General features: G+C 57.3%; 21 protein-coding genes and 2 pseudogenes. 14 read left to right on the forward strand and 9 right to left on the reverse strand.

The window, feature by feature from the left end; translation table 11 throughout:
* The first annotated feature begins 327 nt into the window (after positions 1-327).
* Both QD208_RS09415 and QD208_RS09420 read left to right on the forward strand, forming a co-directional pair.
* The gene (locus QD208_RS09415) at positions 328-2,271 is read left to right on the forward strand and encodes a methyl-accepting chemotaxis protein (RefSeq protein ID WP_279836603.1); all 1,944 of its coding nucleotides are present in this window, start codon (positions 328-330) and stop codon (positions 2,269-2,271) included.
* Positions 2,272-2,526: 255 nt separating this feature from the next.
* Complete coding sequence (locus tag QD208_RS09420; RefSeq protein ID WP_043331587.1) at positions 2,527-2,955, forward strand: host attachment protein; 429 nt, start codon at positions 2,527-2,529, stop codon at positions 2,953-2,955.
* A gap of 175 nt (positions 2,956-3,130) precedes the next feature.
* Here the strand turns inward: QD208_RS09420 and QD208_RS09425 are convergent, their stop codons facing one another.
* Positions 3,131-4,078 carry a LysR family transcriptional regulator gene (locus QD208_RS09425; protein WP_107335730.1) on the reverse strand — a complete coding sequence of 316 codons (948 nt, stop codon included), beginning with the start codon at positions 4,076-4,078 and terminating at the stop codon, positions 3,131-3,133.
* Between the two features lie 286 nt (positions 4,079-4,364).
* Between QD208_RS09425 and QD208_RS09430 the strand changes: the two genes are divergently transcribed.
* The gene (locus QD208_RS09430) at positions 4,365-5,141 is read left to right on the forward strand and encodes a ferredoxin--NADP reductase (protein WP_043331585.1); all 777 of its coding nucleotides are present in this window, start codon (positions 4,365-4,367) and stop codon (positions 5,139-5,141) included.
* Between the two features lie 128 nt (positions 5,142-5,269).
* Here the strand turns inward: QD208_RS09430 and glnK are convergent, their stop codons facing one another.
* From glnK to QD208_RS09445, 3 genes are all read right to left on the reverse strand, one after another.
* Positions 5,270-5,608, reverse strand: coding sequence for a P-II family nitrogen regulator (glnK, locus tag QD208_RS09435; protein ID WP_024951507.1), 339 nt, complete (start codon positions 5,606-5,608; stop codon positions 5,270-5,272).
* Positions 5,609-5,757: 149 nt separating this feature from the next.
* The gene (locus tag QD208_RS09440; RefSeq protein WP_043331583.1) at positions 5,758-7,005 is read right to left on the reverse strand and encodes an ammonium transporter; all 1,248 of its coding nucleotides are present in this window, start codon (positions 7,003-7,005) and stop codon (positions 5,758-5,760) included.
* A gap of 31 nt (positions 7,006-7,036) precedes the next feature.
* Complete coding sequence (locus tag QD208_RS09445) at positions 7,037-7,375, reverse strand: P-II family nitrogen regulator (RefSeq protein WP_043331582.1); 339 nt, start codon at positions 7,373-7,375, stop codon at positions 7,037-7,039.
* 437 nt (positions 7,376-7,812) lie between these two features.
* Between QD208_RS09445 and QD208_RS09450 the strand changes: the two genes are divergently transcribed.
* On the forward strand, positions 7,813-8,187 hold the full coding sequence (locus tag QD208_RS09450) for an accessory factor UbiK family protein (RefSeq protein WP_192839057.1): 375 nt from the start codon (positions 7,813-7,815) through the stop codon (positions 8,185-8,187).
* 94 nt (positions 8,188-8,281) lie between these two features.
* Here QD208_RS09450 and QD208_RS09455 read toward each other — a convergent pair whose 3' ends face one another.
* Entirely contained in the window at positions 8,282-8,560 is a 279-nt protein-coding gene (locus tag QD208_RS09455; RefSeq protein WP_043331581.1) for a hypothetical protein, read from the reverse strand.
* A gap of 1,220 nt (positions 8,561-9,780) precedes the next feature.
* On the opposite strand from QD208_RS09455, the pseudogene QD208_RS09460 reads away from it, so the two are divergent.
* A pseudogene (locus QD208_RS09460) lies at positions 9,781-10,626 on the forward strand (magnesium chelatase domain-containing protein); the annotation flags it as partial.
* A gap of 80 nt (positions 10,627-10,706) precedes the next feature.
* Positions 10,707-12,476, forward strand: a complete 1,770-nt coding sequence (locus tag QD208_RS09465; protein WP_225347467.1) for a hypothetical protein — start codon at positions 10,707-10,709, stop codon at positions 12,474-12,476.
* 110 nt (positions 12,477-12,586) lie between these two features.
* Here the strand turns inward: QD208_RS09465 and QD208_RS09470 are convergent, their stop codons facing one another.
* Positions 12,587-13,507, reverse strand: a complete 921-nt coding sequence (locus QD208_RS09470; protein ID WP_175088977.1) for a bile acid:sodium symporter family protein — start codon at positions 13,505-13,507, stop codon at positions 12,587-12,589.
* Positions 13,508-13,711: 204 nt separating this feature from the next.
* Here QD208_RS09470 and QD208_RS09475 point away from each other — a divergent pair, with 204 nt between their 5' ends.
* The 4 genes and pseudogenes from QD208_RS09475 to QD208_RS17670 all read left to right on the forward strand — a co-directional run bounded on the left by QD208_RS09475 (position 13,712) and on the right by QD208_RS17670 (position 17,300).
* Positions 13,712-14,626, forward strand: a complete 915-nt coding sequence (locus QD208_RS09475) for a cation diffusion facilitator family transporter (RefSeq protein WP_225347468.1) — start codon at positions 13,712-13,714, stop codon at positions 14,624-14,626.
* A 113-nt stretch (positions 14,627-14,739) separates the two neighbouring features.
* Positions 14,740-15,417: a thioredoxin domain-containing protein gene (locus QD208_RS09480; protein WP_175088979.1), complete on the forward strand. Its 678-nt coding sequence runs from the start codon at positions 14,740-14,742 to the stop codon at positions 15,415-15,417.
* The gene (locus tag QD208_RS09485) at positions 15,417-16,406 is read left to right on the forward strand and encodes a M23 family metallopeptidase (protein WP_175088980.1); all 990 of its coding nucleotides are present in this window, start codon (positions 15,417-15,419) and stop codon (positions 16,404-16,406) included. The genes QD208_RS09480 and QD208_RS09485 overlap by 1 nt, the downstream gene beginning before the upstream one ends.
* Before the next feature lie 111 nt (positions 16,407-16,517).
* A pseudogene (locus tag QD208_RS17670) lies at positions 16,518-17,300 on the forward strand (ZIP family metal transporter).
* Between the two features lie 28 nt (positions 17,301-17,328).
* Here the strand turns inward: QD208_RS17670 and QD208_RS09500 are convergent.
* Entirely contained in the window at positions 17,329-17,787 is a 459-nt protein-coding gene (locus QD208_RS09500) for a helix-turn-helix domain-containing protein (RefSeq protein WP_175088981.1), read from the reverse strand.
* An 86-nt stretch (positions 17,788-17,873) separates the two neighbouring features.
* Between QD208_RS09500 and QD208_RS09505 the strand changes: the two genes are divergently transcribed.
* From QD208_RS09505 to QD208_RS09520, 4 genes are all read left to right on the forward strand, one after another.
* Entirely contained in the window at positions 17,874-20,060 is a 2,187-nt protein-coding gene (locus QD208_RS09505) for a heavy metal translocating P-type ATPase (RefSeq protein WP_175088982.1), read from the forward strand.
* Positions 20,057-20,560 carry a signal peptidase II gene (gene lspA, locus QD208_RS09510; protein ID WP_175088983.1) on the forward strand — a complete coding sequence of 168 codons (504 nt, stop codon included), beginning with the start codon at positions 20,057-20,059 and terminating at the stop codon, positions 20,558-20,560. Before QD208_RS09505 ends, lspA begins: the two co-directional genes overlap by 4 nt.
* Before the next feature lie 4 nt (positions 20,561-20,564).
* On the forward strand, positions 20,565-22,091 hold the full coding sequence (gene lnt, locus QD208_RS09515; RefSeq protein ID WP_175088984.1) for an apolipoprotein N-acyltransferase: 1,527 nt from the start codon (positions 20,565-20,567) through the stop codon (positions 22,089-22,091).
* Between the two features lie 252 nt (positions 22,092-22,343).
* Entirely contained in the window at positions 22,344-23,201 is an 858-nt protein-coding gene (locus tag QD208_RS09520; RefSeq protein WP_345947313.1) for a L,D-transpeptidase family protein, read from the forward strand.
* Positions 23,202-23,337: 136 nt separating this feature from the next.
* Here the strand turns inward: QD208_RS09520 and QD208_RS09525 are convergent, their stop codons facing one another.
* Together QD208_RS09525 and QD208_RS09530 are read right to left on the reverse strand one after the other, a co-directional pair.
* On the reverse strand, positions 23,338-24,243 hold the full coding sequence (locus QD208_RS09525) for a hypothetical protein (protein ID WP_175089071.1): 906 nt from the start codon (positions 24,241-24,243) through the stop codon (positions 23,338-23,340).
* A 1,606-nt stretch (positions 24,244-25,849) separates the two neighbouring features.
* Complete coding sequence (locus QD208_RS09530) at positions 25,850-26,332, reverse strand: TniB family NTP-binding protein (protein WP_347881993.1); 483 nt, start codon at positions 26,330-26,332, stop codon at positions 25,850-25,852.
* Positions 26,333-26,369 lie beyond the last annotated feature (37 nt).

Below are 26,369 nucleotides of genomic sequence, written 5' to 3' on the forward strand. Positions count from 1 at the left end.
CTCCGAGAAAAGACCACAGGATGAGGGGAGCGGTGGCAGACGGGCAGGCGGCACCCCGCGTTGGGCGGATGTTAGCACGCACTTCGCCATCGACGTCATGTCCGGGAGTCGCGACGCCAGTGTCGGTTCCGGCGACGATGGAGGAGCGTTGCATGTGGCTGGCGGGGTAAAGGAAAGGCCGGGCATGCCGATACAGAGGGCGGCACGTACCGATGATGACGCCGGTACACCGCATGCCTGCATGCCTTGCCACCGAGGGGCAGACCGACGCGCTCTGCGCTGGCGCCCCCGGCCCCCTTCCCGATGGATTTGAACCAAGGAGTGGCGATGTTTGCCTCGTTACGTGCGCGCATCACGTTAGCCTGTGTGGCGATAGTGCTGGTGGCGCTGGTGGTCGTCAGCAGCCTGAATGCCTGGACCAAGTTCCGCAATACGCATGCCGATGAGAGCGACTACCAGCAACAGTTGCTGAGATCGAACGCCGCCCAGCTGAGCCAGTGGTTCAGCGTGCATATCAACGCGGTGAGCGGCATCGCGGCCAGTAGCCTCGAGAACTTCCCCGATGCCGCCTTGACCCAGGCGATGAAGCAGGGCGACTTCAGCAAGACCTATGTCGGCTTCCCGGATGGTCGTTTCCGTTACTTCGATGGGCGCCCGGGGCGGGCAGGTTATGACCCGCGCCAACGTGGCTGGTATCAGGCGGCGGTGGCGACCGGCAAGCCCGTCATCACGGCGCCCTATGTCGGTGCCACCAGTGGCGAACTGGAAATCAGCGTGGCGGCGCCGGTCTATCGCGGCTCACGGCTGGTCGCCGTGGTCAGTGGTGATCTGCCGCTGGCGTTCATCACCCGCACGGTCGCCGAACTCTCGCCGACGCCCAACAGCTTCGCCTTCCTGATCGACGATACCGGCACGCTGATCGCCCACCCGGATGATGCCCTGGTGCTCAAGCCGATGAGTGCTCTCGCATCGGCGCTGACGCCCGAGACCCTGGCCAGCAGCAATCGCCTGGTGGCCGCTGGCCAGTCGGCACTGGTGGTCGATATCCAGCAGCGTGATTACCGCATGTTCAGTGCCGAGCTGGATTCGGCAGGGCTGGGAGACACCGGTTGGCGTCTGGCGCTGGCCCTGGATGTGGCCGACTCGGATGCACCGCTTTATGCCCAACTGTGGACCACACTGGCCATGACGCTGCTGGTATTGCTGGGGGCGGCCGCCGTGATGTCGTGGATCGCCAGCCGCAGTCTGCGCGGCCTGGCGCTGGTGCGTGATGCGCTGGTGGATATCGCTGCAGGCGAGGGCGATCTCACGCGGCGCATTCAGGTCAGCGGGCGTGATGAAGTCGCCGAGATCGGCAATGCCTTCAATCGCTTCGTCTCGACCCTCAATGGCGTGCTCAGCGAGATTCGTCTCGCCAGTGGCGCGGTGCAGACCGCCGCCGCCGAGATCAGCCAGGGCAGTCAGGATCTGTCGTCACGTACCGAGCAGGCGGCGGCCAATCTGCAGGAAACCTCGGCCTCGATGGAGCAGATTTCCGGCACCGTCGCCCAGTCCGCCGACTCCGCACATGAAGCTGACGGACTGGCCAAGTCGGCCAGTGAGGTCGCGCGTCGCGGTGGCGAGGTGATCGGAGAGGTCGTCACCACCATGCAGGGCATCGATGACGACTCGCGCAAGATCACCGAGATCGTCAGTGTCATGGACTCCATCGCCTTCCAGACCAATCTGCTGGCATTGAATGCCTCCGTCGAGGCGGCACGCGCCGGTGAGCAGGGGCGTGGCTTCGCGGTGGTGGCCGGTGAGGTGCGTACCCTCGCCCAGCGCTCTTCCGAGGCCTCGCGGGAAATCGCCACGCTGATCAGCTCCGCCAACGAGCGCACGCGCAATGGTGCCGAACAGGTCAGGGTGGCCGGCAGCACCATGAACGAGATCGTCGCCAGCGTCATGCGTGTCAGTGAGGTGATCGGCGAGATCAGCCATGCCACCCAGGAGCAGAATCACGGTGTCGGACAGGTCTCCAGCGCCGTGGCCGAGCTGGACCAGGTGACACAGCAGAATGCGGCACTGGTGGAGGAATCCGCCGCGGCAGCGGATGCGCTTTCTGAGCAGTCGGCGCGTCTGGCCGAGATGGTGGGCCGCTTCCGTCTGGATGGCCCTGCGCAGCCGCCCGCAATGGCGCCGCGCAGCGCAGGCACCCTGCCCGCACAGGGCTCCAGTCCCCGCGCTGCCAGACCCGTCGCATCGGAGGAACTGGATTGGCAAGCCTGGTAAGGCCGTCAACATGCGAGCCTGTCAGTCGCCAGTGACAGGCATCAGACGCCAGGGCCGCCCTTCGGGGCGGCCCTGGCGTTTTTGGTTATCCGCTTGCCTGTCGACCTTCAGGCGTCGGGCTGGCGGGGCGGTGTACGGGAAATGAGCGGCAAGGGTTGAATGTGCGCAAGGGTGCCAGCATGTAGTCAATTGAAAGCGAAGCGATGATCGTCATTCTTCATCAACGACGCCTCACGAGAGACAGGGAGTGTGTAAATGGTTACTTACATCGTTGCTGCCGACGCCGCACGTGCACGTATCTTTGCCCGTGCCGCTGGCAAGGTCACCGAAGTGGAAAGCCTCGTACATCCTGAAAGCCGCCAGCATACCGGTGACCTGAGAACCGGTGGCAAGGGTGAATCCAGCGGCGGGCACGGCAGCCTGCATCAGACTGGCGATGATGGCGCGACCTCTGACAAGCATCAGGACTTCTTCGCCAAGGAAGTCGCGCAATACCTCAAGCAGACGGCCAATGACGGCAAGTTCGATCAGCTAATCATCGCCGCCGCGCCCAAGTTCCTGGGGGCGCTGCGCGACAAGCTCGACAAGCCGGTCGCCAAGCTGGTGACGGAAACCGTCGACAAGGACCTCTCCCACGAGAGCGCTGATGAGATCAAGGCGCGTTTCACCGGCCTGACTCACTGATCACCCCCCGTCATGCAGAGATCAGGACGCCGCCAGCGGAAACGCTGGCGGCGTCTGTGTGTGAGTGGTCACTATTATTATGATTCCCGTGACAAGAGGGATGGTGTCATCAGGGGTTGGTGTCTTGATGCTCTGTGCCATCAGGCTCGATTGCTGAAGGCCGAGCGTGTGCGAATCACGGCACCTGCGGCAGGATGATCTCGTCACTGCGTGAGGCGCTGCCGCTCAGGTTGCGGCAACCGGCGACGAATTCGCGCATCGCCTGGGTGATGAAGCGATCACGATGGTGGACGAAGCGATAGGCGCGCGTCAGCTCCAGCCATGGAGTGGGCAGCTCGACGAGGCTGCCGCGCCGAAAGGCATCTCTCAGCGCGAGGCGCGAGATGCAGCCGATGCCGAGCCCCGCTTCCACGGCGCGCTTGATGGCTTCGGTATGTTCCAGCTCCAGCATGATGTCGAGGCGCTGGGAGACGCTGGTCGAAGGTCCGTCCAGATGTGGGCGCAATGCCTGCTCGAAGGTGCCGCGTGTGCCGGAGCCACGCTCGCGCATGATCCAGCGAGCCGCCAGCAGGCGCTCAAGCGTGACCTCGCCCTGTGCCAGCGGGTGTGACGGCGCACAGAAGATGCTCAGCCGATCACTGACCCAGTGGGTCGCCTCCAGCAGCGGGTGCTCCACCTCGCCTTCCACCAGCCCGATGTCCAGTTCGAAGTGCACCAGCTTGTCGATCAGCTGATGGGTGTTGTGCACGTGCAACTCGACGCGGCTGGCGGGGTGATGATGCAGAAAGTCACCGATGATCTGTGGCGCCAGATAGTTGCCGATGGTCAGCGTCGCGCCGATCTCCAGCGAGCCGGTGGCGTCCTGCTGACCGAGCAGCTGCTCCAGCTCCTCGGCCTGGTCCAGCAGCGCGATCGCCTTGGGCAGCAGCTCACGCCCCAGGCCATTGAGCCGCAGGCGCTTGCCATGGCGATCGAACAGCCGGCAATCGAACTGACGCTCCAGCTCGGCCAGTGCCGTGCTGGCCGCTGATTGCGACATGGCCAGACTGTCGGCGGCCAGCGAGACATTGTCATGCCGCGCGACCGCCACGAAGACGGCCAGCTGGCGAAGGCTGTAGCGCATTCGACCTCCCGGGGTATGCAGTGAAGGGGCAGAGATGAGGAGGCGAAAGTGAACGCAACGCAGGATTCGCCGTCAGAGCGGGCGAATCCTGCACGATCGAGGTTGAAATGCGATTCATTCGCAACCAATATTGGTAAACTAGATAACCTATATCCAGATAAACCATTTAACGCATAACCCTGCAGTGACTACAATCGCTGCATAGTTCATTGGGTCATAAGCTGTTATTTGTTTATGCCAATAGGGAATATCGAATTCGAGGGGCCACGCCCCGGGAGGCCATCAGGTGAGCAGTCTGACCACAACCGAAGTCATCGACGTCCATCACTGGAACGATTCGCTGTTCAGCTTCCGCACTCAGCGTGAAGACAGCCTGCGCTTCAAGAACGGCCAGTTCGTGATGATCGGCCTGGAAGTCGAAGGCAAGCCGCTGATGCGCGCCTACTCGATCGCCAGCCCGAACTACGAGGAGCACCTCGAGTTCTTCTCCATCAAGGTGCAGGATGGCCCGCTGACCTCACGCCTGCAGCACCTGCAGCCGGGCGATCAGATCATGGTCTCTCGCAAGCCGACAGGCACGCTGGTACTGGACGACCTGCTGCCGGGCGAGAACCTTTACCTGTTCTCCACCGGCACTGGCCTGGCGCCGTTCCTGAGCGTCATCCAGGACCCGGAAACCTATGAGCGCTATGACAAGATCATCCTGATGCACGGCGTGCGCCATGTCTCCGAACTGGCCTATGCCGACATGATCGCGGAAGAGCTGCCCAAGCACGAGTATCTGGGCGAAGAGATCGCCGAGAAGCTGATCTACTACCCGACCGTGACGCGCGAGGAGTTCCGCAACCAGGGCCGCATCACGGACCTGGTCGAGAACGGCAAGCTGTTCGAGGACATCGGCCTGCCGCCGCTGGACCCGAAGCGTGACCGCGCCATGATCTGTGGCAGCCCGGCGATGCTCGACGACATCAGCGCCATGCTGGATGCGCGCGGCTTCGCCATCTCGCCGAAGATGGGCGTGCCGGGTGACTACGTGATCGAGCGTGCCTTCGTCGAGAAGTGATCCACGCGCATCACGCATGAGCGACAAGCGCTGAAACGAAAAAACCGCAGGCCGATGGCCTGCGGTTTTTTTGTGCTCATGTCACCCGTCGGGGCAGCACGTCAGTGCCAGGGGCTTGTGCCAGAGGCTCAGACGGCGTCCTTGCCGGTCTCGCCGGTACGGATGCGAATGACCTGCTCCAGCGGCGAGACGAAGATCTTGCCGTCGCCGATCTTGCCGGTGTTGGCGACATTGGTGATCGCCTCGATCACGGAATCGATCATGGCGTCATCCACCGCGACTTCCAGCTTCACCTTGGGAAGGAAGTCGACCACGTACTCGGCACCCCGATACAGCTCGGTGTGGCCCTTCTGGCGGCCGAATCCCTTGACCTCGGTCACGGTGATACCCTGCACGCCAATCTCCGACAGGGATTCGCGCACGTCGTCGAGCTTGAATGGCTTGATGATGGCAGTGACCAGTTTCATCGTGTCTCTCCTTGGGTGATGGTGCGGGTAACGAGGCCTGCTCGTCACGCCGGTCTCTGACTCAAGCATACACCGCTTATCCAGTCAGGAAAAAAGACTCCCGCCAGGTGGCGGGAGTCTTGATGCTGCAGGTGCTGTCGCGTCCAGGCTTACTTGCGGCTGGAGGTGAATTCCGGATAGGCCTCCATACCACATTCGGCCAGATCCACACCTTCGTACTCTTCTTCCTCGCTGACGCGAATCCCCATGATGGCCTTGATGATCAGCCACACCACGAAGCTTGCGATGAACACCCAGGCGAAGATGGAGGCGGCGCCCAGCAGCTGTGCGGAGAAGGTGGCATCGTCATTGGTCAGCGGCACGGCCAGCAGGCCCCAGAGACCGACCACACCGTGCACGGAGATGGCGCCGACCGGATCATCGATCTTCAGCTTGTCGAGACCTACGATGGAGAACACGACCAGCAGACCGCCGACGGCGCCGATCAGGGTGGCAGCACCGACGCTCGGTGCCAGCGGACCCGCAGTGATGGCGACCAGGCCAGCCAGCGCGCCGTTGAGGGCCATGGTCAGGTCAGCCTTGCGGAACCACAGACGGGCGAGGATCAGCGCGGCGATGACACCACCACAGGCAGCGGCATTGGTGTTGACGAAGACCTGAGCGACCGCGTTGGCCTCATCGATGTTGGACAGCACCAGCTCGGAGCCGCCGTTGAAGCCCAACCATCCCAGCCACAGGATGAAGGTACCCAGCGTGGCCAGCGGCAGGTTGGCGCCCGGGATGGCATTGATCTCGCCATTCTTGCCGTACTTGCCCTTGCGAGCGCCCAGCAGCAGCACGCCTGCCAGTGCGGCGGAAGCGCCGGCCATGTGCACGATGCCGGAACCGGCGAAGTCACTGAAGCCCGCTGCGCTCAGGAAGCCGCCACCCCAGGTCCAGTAACCCTGCACCGGATAGATGACGCCGGTCATGACCACGGCGAAGGCCAGGAAGGCCCACAGCTTCATGCGCTCGGCGACCGCACCGGAGACGATGGACATGGCGGTAGCCACGAACACCACCTGGAAGAAGAAGTCGGAACGTGCGCTGTAGTAGATGTCGCCACCGGAAGCGAGCGCTTCCTCAGCGGTATTCTCGGCACCGATCAGGAAGCCCAGGCTCGGCAGGAAGCCGCCTTCGGCGCTCGAGTACATGATGTGGTAACCGACGACCATGTACATGGTGCAGGCGATGGCGAACAGCGCCACGTTCTTGGTCAGGATCTCGGTGGTGTTCTTGGCGCGGACCAGACCGGCCTCGAGCATGGCAAAGCCGGCTGCCATCCATAGCACCAGGGCGCCACAGACCAGGAAGTAGAAGGTATCAAGTGCGTACTTGACCTCGATGATCTCGTTCATGCGGGGTTCTCCTTGTTATTGTGCGCGGGGCTCAGACAGCGTCGGCGCCGCGTTCACCGGTGCGGATACGGATGACATCGTCCAGCGGAGTGACGAACAGCTTGCCGTCGCCGATCTTGCCGCTGTTGGCCGCCTGGGTGATGGCGTCCAGTACCGATTCCACACTGCTGTCATCGACAGCCACTTCAATCTTGACCTTGGGAAGGAAGTCGACGACGTACTCTGCACCGCGATACAGCTCGGTATGCCCCTTCTGACGTCCGAAGCCCTTCACTTCGGTGACGGTAATCCCCTGCACGCCGTTGTCGGCCAGTGCTTCTCGCACGTCGTCCAACTTGAAGGGTTTGATGATGGCGGTGATCAGTTTCATGTGCTGCCCCCGTTCGCTACCGGAATGATCATTCTTGTTAAGCATGGCCAGTCAGATGAGCTGGCGGCCTGTTCCTGACAAGTGCATCGCACGAGATGTGCCATGCGGCTGAAAATCCTTGTAACTCATCTGGTTATCGCAGGATGGCTGACAGTCTTTCGGCCTGTGCAAAGATGGCTGAATCCGAAGGTCACCTGGCATGCACCGTAATGGTGCTGTTTCTGCGCCTTTGGGTGTGGGGGCAAGTGCTAATGTGGTGCAGGTGTGTGCCTGCCGATGAGGATTGTCTGGTGCAGGACGATGCGGGGCATGCACCCGACTCCAGGGTTGCGTATCCTTGCAGCAGGACACGACGGCCCCATGTACAGGGGTGTCATCATTTTCTGACCGGCAGTCCGCACGACGCGGCCGCCGGCCCGCAACGGCTGAGGTGCAGCATGTTCAAGAATGACGTCATCGGGCGTATGGCCCAGCAGATCGGTGAGCGCCTGCAGGATGCCTCGCATGGCCCGGAAGAGCTGCAGAAGTCCGTGCAAGGGGTGATGCGCGGTGCCTTCGACCGCATGGAACTGGTCTCGCGTGAAGACTTCGACATCATGATGGATGTGCTGACGCGTACGCGCAGCCGCGTCGAGTCGCTGGAAAAGCAGGTCATCGCCCTTGAGGCACTGCTGGAGAAGCAGGGGCTGGTAGCGGGCAATGCACCGGCTGCCGAGCCCGCCACGCCAGTGGATGACGAGGGGGAAGCCGCGGTGGCGAAGCGTGAAGCCGCCAGTCACGCCGCGGAGATCGAGCGCCAGCGCGACGCCTGATTCCGTCAGGTGACGGCTGAACCAAAACCGCCACGCCCTTTCGGGGCGTGGCGGTTTTTTGCGTCATGGGCGCCGCTGATTCTGAGGGGCGGCCTCAGGCAGTCTGGGGGCGAGTGCCCAGCATCCAGCGCACCAGACCTACCACTGAGGCGATGATCCAGAAAATCTCGATCACGAAGCTGGCGAGGTTGAAATTGATGCACAGGCTGATCAACAGCAGGATCGCCCCGCTCAGATTCATCAGGTTGTAGGTCAGGCTGCGGGCATCGAGTCTGCCGATCTGCAGCAGGAAGAAGGCGCCGACGACCAGAGTGGTGCCTAGCATGCCGATCACATCCGCCAGGGATGCCAGCGGGGCAAGCATGTCTTGCATGGGTAGTGCTCCTGAAACAAGCCGAAGTCGTCCTGAATGGCTGGCCCTTTCCGTGGGTTGGACGATTCTCTGCCGCGCAGCGGCGGCGTTCCGTGAGACAGCTTGGCGGTCCTCCCGGCAAGGCCGGGACAACCGATCAAATATACAGCAGTCCCCGTCCGGCGGCACTCTTGTGGCTCTCTCGAGGGCGCTATCGCCCCTGTATGAGCACTTTCTTGGTGCAGGCAGGTATCGAGTCGGCCTCACACCATGCCCATGTGGCGAATGGTGGCGCTGAAATGCGCCAAAACAGGCGCTTTTACGTGGAAAGTGCTGCCAAAACCGCTACTTTTAACTCGCCGCGAGCGTTTGTCGGCAATGCTGGCAGCGTAAGCATCATGCCGGTGAGCGATCCGCAGCGTCAGCACCCGGGCGCGTCGCGGCGCGTGAAGCTGAAATGGCAGCCGCAGCCGCAGCCGCAGCCGCAGCCGCAGCCGCAGCCGCAGCCGCAGCCGCAGATGCAGTTGCAGGGCGCCAGACGCTCTCTATCACCAGGCAGCAATAAGCCGTCACCCAGCGCCAGGCCCTCAGGCGCCAACCCCCGGCATCAACGACCCGATGCTCGTGCAAATTCCTCGAACGCAACGCATGCGCCGTCGCTGATCTCTCCCTGACAGGCGCCTCATGAGCTCCTCTGGCTCACTCTGATCTCTGACATGGCTTTCATCACTCGACTGAGTCGATCGTCCAAGCACCCTGCCTGCAGTTATTGAGTTTAATTTCTGTTGGTTGGTGCTTGTGAGTTGAGATCGGGCTGTGGGTGTCCTGGTCCGACGTTGGCTCGCTTGATCATCGATGGCACCAGTGCCTCGAATGATGAAGTTTTGAGCGCTCAAAAAATGTCCACACGCAATAATTATGTAATGTTATCCACAGCCTGTCTGTTTGTTACGTATTCAGTAATTGCGGGAGTCTGGGGCGTAAAGAAATTTACGTTATAGACGCGAGAGCCGTCACCTGAACACGCATTTTCAGGTGACGCATGGCAGTGTCGTGGGGGTATGCGAAGCCTTGCGGCAATTGTCGAGCGCCCGAGCGTTGAGGCGCTCGCCTTCTGGGGAGTATGAGGTTTGCCATGCTGGGAGGGTTGGCAGCGGTGTGTGCCTTCGCGCTCATGGCAGGCCAGTGCCTGCTCCGATTGCGCCGTGCAACTGAGAGGCGGCATCACGCAGGGAAGGCTCATGTCATTGGCAATGTTGCGCACGCGCGCGTCACTTGGTCTCGAGGCACCGGAAGTTCAGGTGGAGGTACACCTTTCCAACGGCTTGCCGGGGCTGTCCATCGTCGGCTTGCCGGAAGCGGCGGTGAAGGAGAGTCGCGAGCGGGTGCGCAGTGCGCTGCTCAATGCCGGCTTCGAGTTTCCGGCGCGGCGCATCACCCTCAATCTGGCGCCAGCGGACCTCCCCAAGGAAGGCGGACGCTTCGATCTGCCCATTGCGCTGGGGATTCTGGTCGCCTCCGGGCAGATACCGGAAGAGGCCGTGGCAGCGATGGAGTGCCTCGGCGAGCTGGCGCTGGATGGCAGCATCCGTGCCGTGACCGGCGTGCTGCCAGCCGCACTCTGCTGTCGCAAGGCGGGGCGGACGCTGGTGGTGCCGCGCGGCAATGCCGACGAGGCGGCGCTCGCCGAGGAGTTGGAAGTACTGGCGGTGGGCCATCTGCTGGAGCTGGTGGCTCACCTGCTGGGGCGCGAGCGCCTCACGCCGCATGTGTGCTCGATCATTCCCCAGGCGCGCCTGCCGGAGCCCGACCTGAGCGAGGTGCGTGGCCAGCATCAGGCACGCAGGGCATTGGAGATCGCCGCGGCCGGCGGCCACAACCTGCTGTTCGCTGGTCCGCCGGGCACCGGCAAGACGATGCTGGCCAGTCGCCTGTCCGGCATCTTGCCGCCACTGGGTGAAGGGGAAGCACTGGAAGTCGCGGCGGTGCGCTCGGTATGTGGTCTGCCGATCATGGAGCGCTGGGGGCAGCGGCCTTTCCGCGCCCCGCACCACACGGCCAGTGGGGTCGCGCTGGTGGGCGGTGGCTGTCATTTCCAACAATTGTTGCGACTAAACAATAATTACTGCGACAATCTCTATGTTGAGTTTACATAGAGCACGCCCTTGTGACCGTTTCTCTCAAACAATGCAGAACCTTTAGCTTTCAAGATGGCACCCTTAAAGACGAAACTGAGCGCTTGGTCGTTTGGTGGTACGGGCCTATCTTCAAAAATATCCGCTCACAAAGCGTCCCTAAAATTTATGTATTTTTAAGACCTATTGATCAGGAGAACAAATTAGGAGATGTGATTAAGCGAACGACGGTCTTAACGCATGTCGGGCTATTGAGAATCGGCTCCGTCTGGGAAAAGGGCGTGAGCAACTCCCGCATCGCATTTGAGGAGAAAACATTCCCTGTTTCGTTCTCTCCGGGCGGCTGGCGGATTGTCTCCTTAGACGACTTACACAAAGCAGGGCGCAGCCTCTATACCTCCTTTCATGAGGCAAGCTATTTACCGCTGGACAGAAAACACAAATCGTACCTGATTGAATTTTACCTCCCAGGTGGCAAACATCTGCTCATCCCTTGCACCGAATTTTTTGCACGCGTTTACGGTCGATCATCTGAAATCAAGCGGGTGCTCGCCACTTACCCTTGGGAAGAAGTAAAAGAGCGTCTTTATCGACCGCTTAACGCGCCTGCATCCCCAGGTACGTGGCCTGTCAAATTTACGTATCGTGTTCATAAACACGATGCTATTTTGCTCGCGCATATGCTGTACGATCCCTATGCTGAACAGGCTGCCAGAAGCATTTACTCACAGATTGAAGCCCGCTTCCCCGCAGATAGGATACTTTTTGAGGTCACGCCTTGGTTCCAGGGCAGCGGGGAAATCTCTGTTTCTGGCGTTCCGATTGATGGTGGCAACACATTTCTAGGATTGCAGATATTAGGCTGTACGCAGCCCGACGGTGCCACGATCCACCGCGAAAGAGAGAAGTCAACGACAGTACCAGCCACCGATGGCGATGATGCTCCCACTCAATTTCCCTATCATCAGCTTCAAGACATCCCCGATGTCATTGACCTGACGGATGATGAAGAGCCCGACCATGGCTCTTCTTGGCTAGACCTTCCTGAGGACGAATTCGTTATTTTAGGTAAGCCTCGCGCTGTCTTGGATAAACGATATACTCGAAAAAATGTGCCCGATACACGAGGCGTCCCCGTTCCGGGTGACGAAACCATTTTCTCCACTGGGGAGCCACATGGATCAGGAAAAGGGGTCGGACAGGCCTCTATTCATGCTCCTATTACACTGGAATCACAGGGCTTTCTACGTGATATGTGGAATGCGCTTCTCTATTTACAATCGGCCTATCCCGCAACGATTCGTGGCGTTAGCTGGTTTACCTTTGAAGACGGCTTTAGCACTTCCCCCGACCCTCGGTTGATCAGCCTCGAACCTTTCGAAATAGACGAGGAGGTGAAAACGACAGTCGCTAATTGGGTTTACATTGATACTCAGACCAAGCTACCTCGCGGGGTGCTCGTCATTAGGGTGCATGTGTTAGATCAAACACTCTATCTCATGGAGATTCAACGACGCCCTCCAAAACCCAGAGCTGGCGGTAGCGAGGAGGCATCCAAGCCTCCTTCCTATAAAGGTTTGGTCTTCACGCTGAGCCACCAAGGCAGCTTCGAGCAGTGGTTACGCCAAGTGCTGTCTAACGTGCGGCACGTAGAAGGTGTTGTCCAAAAACTAGTTCGTCACTGCCCAGGATTCGCCGATACGTTTAAGCACCCTAAATCCAAAAAGGAACAGATACCCTGCGAAGCCTCTGTGTTAAATGCTTTTAGCAAGGTCAGTATTGGTCGCAGTGACTTAGCGTAGGTACTATTTGTAACCTTATAAGTAGGCGGTATCTGTTTTGTCGGTAAGAGCAACCAGTACACACCGTGTGCAGGTTGCTCTTCTGACGGAGAACCGATACGGCCATCCCTTCAGTGACGGGCGAGAATCTTCGCTGCGATGGGCGAAGTGATCATTTGAATCACGGCAAAAAAAGCGGCTGGAATCGCGATTTCTGATGGCAAACCGGAAGCAGCGACAAACGCTGCGGCAATGCTGAATTCCTTTTTACTGACCGTGAAAAGATAGGTAATCACCTCTTTGCGATCAGAGGTGAGTAACCGTGAGGACATACCTACCAGGTAGCCAATCAAATTGAGGCACAGGGCCGCGCCCGCAATCACAAACGCATACCAGCCATAGCCAATGATCGTGGTGGCATTCGGCCCGACCACGGCGAGTAGGATCAGCAGATACAGAATTGACCCTATCCCTGCATACGCTGAATCATGCCGTGCAAAGAAAGCCGAAAACTTTGTCCGCAAGCTGACCCCAATCACGGTAGGAACAAGCACGATTAGTGTTAATTCAAGAATAATTGAACCAAGCGGCACGTCCAACTGGAGGCCGGTGAGCCATAAAAACAGGAAGGGGACAATGAACGGACATAACGCGGTGTTGACTGCGTTGAAAACAGCGGCAAGCGCCACATTGCCTTTCGCCATCAGTACCAAAAGAGGAGAGGACACATCCGTCGGCAGAGTGCCGAGCAAGATTTGGCCAGCAGCCAGTGGGCCGCTTCCAAAAAATAGACGGCCCGTTAGCCACCCGGCAATCGACATCGGCCCATAGACCAGCCCCAATGCCAACAACTGCCGTGACGGCTTACGGAACACGATGCGCACTGCATGCGCATCGAATGTGAGGCTGATGATCAACATCAGTAATGCCAGTAATGGCCCAATCGCGAACTCAAGCATTATTCCGGTGGCCGGAAAGAGTAAGCCTACCCCCGCGACGACGATTACAAACCAGACAAGGTGCGCCTCGACAAAATAAATGAATCTACTCATGGTGGATTGGACGTTACCGGTTGAAGTGGATTGAGCCCCGCACCTAAAACATGATCACTTCGGCCCAGCACGCCATGACTTGCTTGGGAGCAAGGGACGCTCTTCCCAATCCAGCGATGCAAATAGACAATGCTCAAGGGTTGAAGCTTTAGTTGCTAGAGGTTTTATAGTACCAAGAACAGATAATTCGAGAGAAGGTAACAGATGGGACATCATCATGATCATCCTCACATTGATCCTGCCTCTGGCGACCGGCGCGTCAGCATCTCCATATGGGCCAATGGGCTCTTAACCATCGCTCAAATCGTCGGTGGCATTATGGCGGGAAGCTTATCGCTGATCGCTGATGCGTTACATAACTTTTCAGACATGGCAGCGTTAGTCATTGCTTTTTCCGCTCGTAAAATCGCCAGACGGCCCGCCGATGCGCATATGACCTTTGGCTATGGCCGCATCGAGATAGTGGCAGCACTCATCAATTACACCACCCTCATTATTGTCGGCGTCTACCTGATTTACGAAGGCGCTATGCGGATGATCGATCCCCCTGAGATAGAGGGATGGACGATCGTGATTATTGGTGGCGTCGCGCTCGTCGTCGATGCCCTTACCGCCATGCTCACGTGGTCAATGCAAAAAGAGAGTGTCAATATCCGCGCCCTTTTTCTGCATAACTTATCGGATGCGTTTGCCTCCATCGCTGTGATTATCGGTGGTTCGCTTATTTTACTGTACGACATGCGCTGGGTAGACCCCGCCATCACGATAGGGATTGCGCTATATATTCTTTACCTTGCCTTCTCTGAAATTGGTGGCCCTATCCGTACGCTAATGCTGGGGTCTCCCCCGGAAATTGACGGGCAGGCAGTCGTTGATACCGTCCGAAATATCGAGGGAGTCCAGGATATTCACCATGTGCATCTATGGCAGATGCAGGAAAACATGGCAGCCCTTGACTGCCACGTGGTTCTGACAGAAACCGGCTGGCAGCAGCTTGAATCCGTCAAAGCAGAGATCAAGGAGCAGCTTAAAATGCGCTTCAGTATTGCTCATTCTAGCCTAGAGTTTGAGCATAGTGATCACGCGCATCAAAATGCCAATCTATATGGGCACGAGTGACAGACCGAGGCCGACTCCCGGCTCAGGTAGGTAGCGATCGACTTACTCCCATAGCGATTGGCTTATTTTTCAACCCTACTTTTCCACCCCATCGTTGAGACAGAGAGAGAAACATGTTCAAAAAAGCGTCTTTTATATTAGCTGGTACGTTAATGCTGACCGCTGCAATCGTCGCCGTATCGAAGCCTGCCCTCTTAGACATGCAAGCTCAGGCAGCAAAAGAGAGCGGTGTCCAGGCCGAGGACTCCTTGGTGCGTCCACACTCCCCCATCTTGGGACGAGAAGACGCGCCGGTGACGATTGTGGAATTCTTCGATCCGGCTTGCGAAGCCTGCCGTGCCTTCTACCCACTGACAAAAAGTATTCTGGAAACCTACCCAGAAAAAGTGCGGCTCATCGTGCGCTACACTCCTTTCCACGGCGACGTATCGGACAAGGCCATTCGGGTATTAGAAGTTGCTCGTCGTCAGGGCGTCTTTGAACCGGTACTGGAGAGGCTGCTGGCTCGCCAGGATCAATGGGCTTCACATGGCAGTTTTGATGAATCCGCCATCCTCGATATCGCGAGCCAAGGAGGCCTTGATTTAGCGGCTGCCGAAGAGCAACTGACTTCTGCTGAGGTGCAGGCGGTGATTGACCAAGACATGGCGGATGTCAGAGCCAATCAGATTCGCCAAACACCCACCTTTTTTGTCAATGGCGAGCCTTTAGACCCCTTTGGTATGCAAGAGCTGATTGATGCCGTCGAGAGTGAAGTAGCGGAGATCTCTGGGGAAGGGGATGGCCAGTGATGCAGCGCTGGTGGTTATTAGGCTTGGTGGGCTTTTACCCCTTGCTAGCCGAAGCCAATTGGCAAACGCATCTGCCATTGCCGCCGTCTGAACTTAGCCCTGTCAAGTTACAGGCGGCTAGCGAGCAAGAAGGCACATTACCGCTCGATAGCGTTGATACCCTAACCTTTGGGCGTGATGTCGTCATTGATACCACCCTCTACGAGGCCTTGGCTGCAGAAGGTGTCCCAACGCGTTTCGCCACTAAACTGGAAACACTGCTCAGCGAGTTTATCGAAGCGCCGTTGGAGTTTTCTGGCAGTGAACGTATTCAATTAGTGTGGGAGGAAGATCGACGCCAGGACGGCACCCGTGTTGGGCCACCACGCCTCAGTTATGCCGCTCTGCCTGATCAGGCAGAGCCCTTGGAGGTCATTTGGCCGGTCACCCAAAAGGGGGACGTAGCTCTTTTCAAAAGCGACACCCTGCTAGGCACGTTGCGGTTGCCCGTGCTTAGTGCCCGCTTAACGTCTCGCTTTGGGAATCGGCGACATCCTGTGTATGGAGGGATGCGTCCTCATAATGGAATTGACTTGGCTGCGCCGACAGGAACGCCGGTCATTGCCACCGCACCTGGGCGCGTATCCTTTATGGGTCGCCAAGGGGGATATGGGCAGGTGATCGAGGTGGAGCACGACACAGGGGCAATCAGTCGCTACACACACCTTAGCCGATTTTCCCCACAGTTAGTGGTTGGGAATTTAGTCAATGCGGGAGAGTCGCTCGGAGAGGTAGGTGCCTCTGGGGTCGCCACGGGGCCCAACCTGCATTACGAAGTGAGAGTCAATAACCAGCCTGTTGACCCCCTTGGTCAAGGTCAACGCATCATGCTAGGCGAACAGCCGACTCAAAGTGAATATCAAGCGTCACTTTACGAGGCAAGAGATCGCTTAGAACAAGCTATCGGTACGGCGTCACTTTATGACTTGATCTCGTTTAACGAGCCGTAACCACTCGTGCTTAACAACGTTGCATGGGGGTTAGTAACGTGAAAGTGCGCTTGTCTCGTTATGGAACCCAAGCCGTGTAATCACTCATCTATCACAACACAGGTAATCGGTATGGAAGAGGTTTCTCCCGTCACCATGGGGGTATTGGCAAGCCTTGCGGCGGGCTTGATGACGGCTGTAGGGGCGCTTCCTGTCTTGTTTACCAAAACACCGAATCGTGGTGTTCGCGATTTAGCGTTGGGGTTCGCCGCTGGTGTCATGCTAGCGGCCTCTTTCTTCTCACTGATCATACCCTCCTTAGAAGCCTCGGAGCTGCGTTATGGCGGTAGCGTTGTGCCGGCTGCCATTGCTTGTGCGGCCATTTTGCTAGGGATTGGAATGGTCGCACTACTGAACGAGCTCTTACCTCATGAGCACTTCGAATAGGGGCGAGAAGGGCCAGAGGCTGCCTCACTACGCCGTATCTGGTTGTTTATTATTGCCATTACGATACACAACCTGCCAGAAGGGCTGGCCGTTGGCGTGGCCTTTGGCGCAGGGGGAAGCGAAGGAGGCATGCCGCTAGCGATTGGCATTGGACTTCAGAATGCCCCAGAAGGACTGGCCGTAGCAGTATCACTGCTAAGCGTGGGCTATTCACGTTGGCGGTCATGGACGATTGCCGCCCTTACGGGGCTTGTTGAGCCGTTGGGTGGCTTATTAGGCGCTGGAGTCATCAGCATGTCACAAGCGCTACTGCCCTGGGGGTTGGCCTTTGCAGTGGGGGCGATGTTGTATGTGATCAGTCATGAGATTATTCCCGAAACTCATCGTAGCGGGCACCAAAAAAAGGCCACGCTGGGCCTCTCCATCGGATTGGTGCTCATGCTGTTTTTGGATGTCTCGCTGGGCTAACCATGGGGCGTGGGGCGTAGCGTTAGTGCTAACCCAAGTCGTGAGCCCCTCCATGCGAGTTTTCAGTGATACAGAGCTGATGATCACTAATGACCTCAATGATTCGACAGCTTTCCACTTTGCCACCGGCACACTGCGTGACCATCCGTTGAAGCTCCTCACGCAGTGCGGAGAGTCGTTGAAGGCGAGACTCCACTTGCTTTAGGTGATGCGTGGCGATGGCATCGACTTCTTGGCAAGGCATATCAGGTTGATCTGACATGGCCAAAAGCTCTCGCACTGACTCCACCGAAAAGCCAAAGTCTCGGGCATGACGAATAAAGGTCAAACGCCGCACAGCGTCGTCTCCATAGCGGCGCTGTCCTCCGCCGGTTCGGGTCGCATCGCGCAGCAACCCAATACGCTCGTAATAACGAACTGTTTCAGGTTTGCAATCAGCTCGTCGTGCTAACTCACCAATGCTGATACTTTGGCCGATCATCGACATGGTAAAACTCCTTAGGCAGGGCTTGAAGCTGTAGTTGCTACAAGGTTTACACTTCAAAACCATAGCCCATTGGCAGGAGAGGCACCATGAAAACATCGACGCCGACAACAGCGCCTACCGTCTTGACGCTGCGTGTTGAAGGCATGGACTGCGGCGGTTGTGAGCGCAAGGTTGTGTCGGCGCTAGAGCGGCTGGACGGCATTGAGGAAGTCACAGCAAGCTCGGTCACGGGATCGGTGAAGATTCACCACCGCGATCAGGGTGGCCCCTCTCAACAGACCATTGAGGGCATCCTGAACGAACTAGGCTATCAAGTGACTTCCCCTGCTGGCCAAACACGCGCATCTGATGCTTCATCCCCTTGGTGGCAAACCGCTAAAGGGCGCTTGGTCATTATCACAGGCAATCTGCTGATCGTAGCCTTCGCGCTTCGTTTAGCATGGCCTGCGCTGGGTAATGTGCCGTTCATTCTGGCCACGCTGGTCGGCTTAATGCCCATTGCGCAGAGTGCCTGGGGCGCCCTCAAAATGCGCAACCCCTTTACTATCGAAATGCTGATGTGCATCGCTGCGCTTGGTGCATTGGCTATCGATGCTGCTGCTGAAGCCGCGATGGTCGTATTCTTGTTCGCCGTAGGTGAGCTACTCGAAGGGGTAGCTGCGTCACGGGCGCGCCGCAGTATCTCAGCCTTGGAAAATTTAACACCCTCAACGGCAAGGCTGATGGACAATGGCCATCTGCGTGACGTCTCGGCGGAGTCACTTAAACTCGGTCAGCGTGTGCTGGTGCGGCCCGGTGATCGCGTTCCTTGCGATGGACGTATCCTGGTGGGCACGTCCGACCTTGATGAGTCGCCGGTAAACGGCGAGTCCATCCCCCGTTCGCGCTCGCCTGGTGATGACATTTTTGCTGGCACAGTGAATCTTGATGCCGCCCTGGAGGTGGAGGTAACACGAGGCGCTGATGACAATACAATCGCACGCGTTATTCGCCTGGTTGAAGAAGCACAAGCCGCCAAGGCACCCATAGCACGCTTTATTGATCGTTTTGCGTATTACTATATGCCCGCCGTCGTCTTACTCGCCCTACTGATGGCGATAGTGCCACCGCTGGTATCGACCATGGCATGGTCGGAGTCGATTTACCGTGCGTTAGCATTGCTGTTAATCGCATGCCCCTGCGCGTTGGTCATTTCCACCCCAGCCGCCATCGCCGCCGGTCTCTCGGCGGGCGCTCGGCGCGGCCTACTGATCAAAGGGGGAGCCGTTCTTGAACAGTTAGGTAAGCTTCGCTTGGTGGCATTAGACAAAACGGGCACCCTCACTGCGGGTACCCCAAGAGTCACAGATGTGGAGTCTTGGATTGCTGAGGAAGACGATAACAGCGTATTGCGGCTCGCCGCCGCAATAGAGCGGGATTCCAGTCACCCTATCGCCACGGCTATCGTTGAGCATGCTCGACAGTCGGGCATCAACCTCCCCACCGTCACCGGCAGCCGCGCTCTGGCGGGGCGCGGTGTTTCCGGCCAGGTGGAGGGTCGCGAGCTGAGCTTAATGACGCCTCGCCACCTTCACGAGCAGGTCATCCTTGAGGAAAGTCTCAGTGCTCGGATTGTCGCGTTAGAAGAAGCCGGTAAGAGCCTCGCTCTCCTCGTCGAAGGCGAGCATTTGTTGGGCTTGATCGCGGTTCGCGATGAGCCACGCGAAGATGCCATTGAAGGCCTAGCGGCGCTATCCCGTTTAGGCGTACAGGCGGTCATGCTCAGCGGTGATAATGCCCGCACCGTCGCTGCCACGGGGGGGCGCTTAGGCATTGAAGCGTACGGCGAACTAATGCCTGAAGACAAGGCAGCGTATGTTCGAGACTGGCAAGCGGCAGGCCGTGGCCCCGTCGGTAAAGTAGGCGATGGCATCAACGATGCACCGGCACTCGCGGCAGCCGATGTCGGTATCGCGATGGGAGGCGGCACGGATGTGGCGTTGGAAACCGCCGATGCAGCCTTGCTCAAGAACCGCGTTACCGGCATCGCTGAGCTGATAGACCTCTCTCGTGCCACGCTACGCAATGTGAAAACCAACGTTGTTCTCGCGCTCGGCTTAAAAGCCATTTTCCTGGTCACCACAGCTCTGGGTATTACCGGCATGTGGATTGCGGTGATGGCCGATACCGGTGCTACCGTCCTGGTGACGTTGAACGCCATGCGACTGCTGGGTTACCGCTTTTCGCCCAGTACCGCAATGACAGGCCTGTCACAAGGAAAAGTAACCTCATGAGAACAGTGCAACACGATAGCCCTTCACGTCGCTGGCCATGGTTCATATTAGCTTGCGTGATGGCTCTAGCCGATCAACTGGTCAAGGAAATTGTGCATGCCCAGATGTCGTTTGGCCAAGTCATTCCGCTAACGCCGTTTTTTAACTGGGTTTATACCGGGAATACAGGAGCCGCTTTCAGCTTTCTCGCAGAAGCAGGGGGGTGGCAGCGCTACCTCTTTCTAGGTTTAGCGTTGGTGGTCGCCATTGTATTGATGGTGCAGCTATGCAAACCCCTGCCGCGTTTGGAAGCCTGTGCGTACAGTCTGATTCTTGGCGGCGCGCTCGGTAATACCGTTGATCGCTTAGCGCGAGGGTACGTCGTCGACTATCTGGACATTTACTGGGGCGAATGGCATTGGCCCGCCTTTAACATGGCCGATATCGCGCTATTTGCCGGTGTATTGATGTTCGCGGTGGCGTTATGGCGTGAAAGTCCTGTTTTTAAGCGCTCTGAGTAACGCTATGGATGTGGTCGATCAAGATAAAGAATATACGCTTTTTGCTGGGCGACTCTCACCAATAATCGATTGCGTTGTAGCGCTCGCCGCTGGGGTACTGACCACCTTGAGTGCCGCCCCCTTTTCCCTATGGTGGCTTGGCCCAGTGGCCGTGGCACTGGTCTATTGGAAGATACAGTCGCTAACGCCCGTCATGGCCACCCTGCGTGGGTGGTGCTATGGGGTAGGCCTGTTCGGTTCAGGCACGTCGTGGGTCTTCGTTGCTATTCACGATTTCAGTGGCACCGGGGCCTTGGTGGCGATGTTCCTCACCACTCTTTTTGTCAGCGTCCTGGCGCTCTTCTTTGCAGTCCCCTTTGGGCTCTATCGACGCATCACGGGGCCACGGTTCGCCTTTCTTAGCTTTGCCGGTATGTGGGTGGTGAGCGAATGGCTACGCACCTGGTTGCTCACCGGCTTCCCCTGGTTATTGTTAGGCACCTCTCAGATAGATTCTCCACTAGCCCCATGGGCACCCGTTGGTGGTGTGTACTTGCTGTCACTTATGACCGCGCTGACAGGTACGTTAGGGGTAGAGGTACTGCGTCGCCGCTGGAGTTGCCTTGTCCCAATGGCCGCCTTGTGGGTCGTTCCATTCTTATTGCCCGCCCAATGGACAACCCCGGCTGGCAAGCCCATCCGGGTGGCATTGCTGCAAGGGAATCTTGACCAACGCATTAAGTGGACTGCCCAAGGGCAGCGCGAGGCGGTCAATATCTACACAACAATGACACAAGAGCAAGCAAGGGACATCGATCTCATCGTTTGGCCCGAGGCAGCCCTTCCCATGCTTGAGCAGGAAGCACAGCGAATACTGGAGCAAGTAGCGTCCGACCTGGGGCCTAACACCGCCTTGTTGACCGGCATTTTGCAACGCGACAGTGAAGGGCGCTCTTATAACAGCGTCATAGGGCTAAATGATGTGCAAGGCGAATACCAAAAAGCGCATTTAGTACCCTTTGGCGAGTATTTGCCATTCCAAAGCCTCCTCGCTGACACCCTTGCTTTTTTCGACTTGCCAACACCCCGGCTGACCCCTGGTTCAGACGTACAGGCTCCGTTACACGTGGCTGGCACTACCATTGGCACTGCCATCTGTTACGAGATCATTTTCGCCGATCATGTCGCCCAACAGGCGCGTAATGCCGAGCTGCTATTAACGGTTTCCAACGATACGTGGTTTGGGCGTTCCATTGGCCCACACCAACATCTTCAAATGGCGCGTTTACGTGCCTTAGAAAATGGTCGTCACCTACTTCGAGCTACCAGTAATGGCGTGACGGCCATCATCGATTCACAAGGTCACGTCACAGCCCGTGCCCCACAGTTTGAACAGGCCAGTTTAACTGGCGAGGTGACCCCGATGCAGGGCCTAACTCCTTTCACACGCACCGGTAGTGGCCCCGCTTGGATACTCGCTGCCTTGCTGACACTGCTCGGGTTACAACTGAACTTATCTCGATCAAAAAACGACGCATTAGATGAAAAATGAACCTAGCGATACTCCTGGCAAAGAACGCAGTAATACTTAAGAGATTCCTCCCATGGCCAATGCAGATCGGCTTCATCGTGAGTGTGGTGGTTTCGTTTCTGGCATGGCCCACTGTCGCCATGGAGACACAACCCGACACAACCCGACACGACCCAGGAGACGGAATGGCCCAAAGGGCATTACCCGCTACCAGAGGAAGGTAATATTATCGGAGAGGCTGACACCTTTATCGTAAAGGATTACGACGATACCTTGATAGATATTGCCAGGCGTCACAACCTTGGCTATTTGGAGATGATCCGTGCAAACCCAGAGGTTAGCATCTGGGTTCCAGGGGTGGGCACGGAAGTGACTATTCCGGGACGTTTTATTCTGCCGAATGTGGAGCGTACTGGGATCGTTATCAATATCGCCGAGCTGCGGCTTTACTACTACCCAGATGTCAAAAACGGTGAGACACCGCGTGTTGAGACCTATCCTATTGGCATTGGTCGCGAAGGGTTTGATACTCCTCTAGGCGTGACCGAGACCACCATGAACATTAAAAACCCCGCGTGGTACCCGCCTGAGTCGGTAAAACGCGAAGCGGAAGCACGCGGTGAAACCGCGCCCAGCGTTGTGCCACCCGGCCCCGATAACCCGCTAGGAGACCATGCCATCATCCTAGGCTTCGATGGCTATTTGATTCACGGCACCAACCAGCCCGATGGCATTGGCATGCGCGCAAGCCGAGGCTGTATCCGCATGTTACCCAAAGACATCGAATCTATATTTGACCGCATTCCACCCGGCACCCAAGTCAACATCATCAATCAGCCGATCAAGATAGGTTGGGAAGGCGGTCAGCCGCTGATTCAAGCCTTTCCGCCGCTTGGAGAAGAAGAGCACAGTATGACCGCACTCACAGAGACCATGACACGCCTAAACCAATACAATGTCGATAACGTAAACCTCGATTACGAGCAGCTCAGCGATGTCCTGTCACTCTCTAACGGGCTTATAACCCCCCTACATCCAAATCAGGAACAGGAACAGGAACAGGAACAGGAACCACAGCGCCACAGCCCAGAAGAGAAGTCTATCAAGGCATTTATGAAGACCTGGATCTGATGTCATCTCAACGGTCATGACACGCCTTCTGGCACACCGTTGAGCCCTGGCATATAGGTAGAGAGCCATAGCCCCGTCCAAACGGCGGGGCGACATTCGCGCGGAGCCCTCCAAGTGACTGCGCGCTATCAGTGTCTTAGCACTCAATATCCAGAGGCAGCCAGTAGGTAACGTCACTCATTACCACCTGTATCCCGTCTGTCGTCCGCTCTACGGTCTGTTGTCGAAGCATTTTCTGCGTTACTTTTGTGTCATGGAAATACTCCATGGCAGCAACGATCCATGCCTCCCTCCAGGCCTCTCCTTGATCAGCACACCGGGCCATCGTCATCAGGGTGCGGGCTAGTGTTTCTTTTCGCCGCTTTCTTGCCCGTTTTACATCCACCCGAGGAGCCAACGTGGTGGCATGTTGGCGATTCAAGAAATTAGTAAACCCCGTCACCGAGGCTGCTTGTCCAGGCACCGCCTGCAAATAGTTGTCCACATCGCCCTGTTGAGGCAGTCGCTGCCCCTCCCGGTCAGTAGCGAGTAGCAATGCGGCTGCCGCTCTTAGTGCAAGTCGTGCGGAGGTGTGGGACGTTTTGCCCGCCTCTATACGGGTTTCTAATTGCTGCCAATAAGCATGCAGCGCTTTTTCTGATAAAGAAGCGGACGGCATAGACCTGAGACACGCTTTGATACGTCGTTTCTCTGAGTCGATCTTCTTTGCTTGGTGATCCGGCTCTACCCCTTGCTCTTCATGCAGCCATCGCATAAGAAGTCTTACACGCCGCAACCCCTCCGCCCCGAAGTGATGAAGCAGCTCCGAATAGCTCGGTATCCGTGACCATGCCTGGTCGATCTCAAGGAAGAACGAGAAGAAATGATTGATCTTGAGGGCAGCCTTATGCGGCCCTGTGGTACGAATCAGCCATTCACCAAATTCCCCAAAGGCCTCACTTAACGCTTGGGTAGTGATACCGGCTTGGCCAATGGTGATGCGTTTACGGCATGTTCGCGTCCAATAGCAGGGCTCACAGGCATCGCCTCGACCCGCTGGCATGGGATTGCCACACAATGGACAGGCAATTTTCCCTTGCTCATAACAGACGTTGCACAATGCGTCACCGCTGGATGTCATGACCAATAAGCGATGTCGACGACACGCGGAACAGGTACCGTGATCTGCCGTCGCACAGCGTGGACATAAGCGATGATCATGCCCCATACGCGTCACTCGGGTAAGACGTTGAGAGGGTTCCCCACACTCCTCGCAGGACTCTGACTCTCTGAAATAGGGAGCGCAGGCGATACAGACAGGGCCGTAGGGAGTGACCTTGCCGATGTTGTAGTCTGAACTGGCTTTTCCACATCGTGCACACGGTTTGTCGACTTCGCACTGACGACAGACGGCGTCTGGGTCATTCTTAGGCAAACGAGCTAACTCACCACATCGTGGGCACATCCGCTGCTTAAACTCACGAGCATAGCAAGTTGAGCAGTAACCATGCCCCTTATGGCGTCGCCACAATTTGGAGACTTCTCGACCACACTCATCGCAGTCTACCGTTTTGTGTTGCTTCAAGAGGTTGGCTCCGCTTTCATTCTCCGTTTTAAACGCGCCCATGAGGCTCTCACTGCGCGTTCCGACATGGGGCGATGAGCCGGTAGAGCACGGCGGCGATGCGGCCCATGAGGGTGATGAGATAACCGTGATAACAACGGCAACAATATAACGGGGGGTGACTTTCGGGAATCATGAAGCGCACTCGTTTTGACATTACAAGCGACCAGAGCGCTAAACGTTTCTTCAAGGCCTATACTTAGCAAACGCTCCACCGCCGCTAATAAAGCACAACGCTCGTTGACAGGCAGAAGCTCAAACGCCAACCCAGACACAGGCATTCGGCTATCCGTAATCGAAATGCCCAATGTTAGAAGCGCATCTGCGAGGGGTGACGCAGGCCGCCGACTTGCACGCCGAACAACGCCAACAAAGAAAGTCACCATAGAAAACCAATCGGCGGGTGCGATAGGGGCCTCCCTAAACGTCACGTTGCTTCTTGTTAAAGCACGATCAGCCATCACTTGGAAACTGAACGCTTCTGGTAAAGGCGACGTGCATACCGCCTTTCTAAAATCGTTATAACACCGGCTGCACTGAGCTAAATGTTGATCTTCTGCTGACAGGCGATGAGGCTCTATAGGGGCCTTGCATACCGGGCACTCATCTATCAGTTGCACCCCATGAAAGCGGCACCCAGTGTGCCAAGCGAATCGCCAGTGTCGGCGCAAGTAGGGGGCTGAGTCCTCTGCCAAACACAATGCACAAATCTGTTGTCCTCCATGGCGAGTTCGATTTCGGCTACCAAGGGCTAACAACCAGGGCCAAGTCCGCGTTTCCGGTAATGAGTAACCGGCCACTTTCTCACAATCGTCCCGCATCCCAGCTTTCTGAAACTCAGCGGACGATATCCCCGATGCATTGACTAATGGGCGCATTCTTACGAGGGGAATTTCCCTATCAATATCCCTTGTCCATATACGCCATGTTGGCCAGATAGCCCCGGTGAGCGACAAAGGATCACACCCCTGTCTCAACGCCGCCCGTACCAGCCATGAAGAAAGCGACTCTTCAGGCAACAGAGGCACACTCAGCGCCCAAGGCATTACAGCATCACCTCCCTAATGCCACGGGTAGGTCGCACCCATGATTTACTCTGAATAATTTTCTCATCGATACGTTCAGCCCCGGACAAAATAGCGGCATTGGCACACTCAATCAGCAGCCGGTGCAGGTCGCCAAAATTGCCGCCAGAGATCGCGTGAAGCTGGGTCGCCAATTGTGGCTCATGCAGTTGGGAAGGATGTTTGAGCGGTAATATCTTCTCAAAGCCAGCGAGCAGCTTCTGAAACTCCTGATTGAGCTCCCACTTCGGTAATGCAACCACATCAAAGCGACTCGCATGCTGCGGATCTGAATGCAGTACACGCACAGCATCCTGCGTACCCACACCAACGATGGGAATCATTAACTCATTGCATAGGAGCTTAATGGCATTCATCGTTTCGCGCTGCTTGACGGCACCACCGGTTAACAGTGAGTGGAACTCATCAATGATCAACAAGCGGGTATGTGAAGTGGACCCCATCCTTTGGACCACCTGACGGGTCGTCTAAGCTCGGATC

It is taken from the genome of Cobetia sp. 29-18-1 (assembly GCF_029846405.1).
In the GTDB taxonomy this organism is placed as follows: Bacteria; Pseudomonadota; Gammaproteobacteria; order Pseudomonadales; family Halomonadaceae; genus Cobetia; species Cobetia amphilecti.